Below are 228 nucleotides of genomic sequence, written 5' to 3' on the forward strand. Positions count from 1 at the left end.
AACATCTACGCTGCTGACAAACTATTTGCGACGCTATATCCTACTCTACGCCGTTTAGACTGGCAGGGATTTGGTCGTGTCGTCTTGGTCGATACGGTTGGTTTAGTCCGTCATCTGCCGCATGAGTTGGTTGAGTATTTTCATGCAACTCTAGAAGAAACGCTAGAAGCAGATTTGTTATTTCACGTCATTGACTCCTATAGCGAAGATATGCACGAGCAGATTCAG

General features: G+C 45.2%; 1 protein-coding gene. It reads left to right on the top strand.

Features of this window, described 5'->3' with window-relative positions:
- The coding region (locus V6252_RS13095; RefSeq protein WP_341610738.1) for a GTPase at positions 1 to 228 on the top strand (228 nt) is incomplete at both ends.

The organism is Psychrobacter proteolyticus, from assembly GCF_038155145.1.
Lineage (GTDB): Bacteria > Pseudomonadota > Gammaproteobacteria > Pseudomonadales > Moraxellaceae > Psychrobacter > Psychrobacter proteolyticus_B.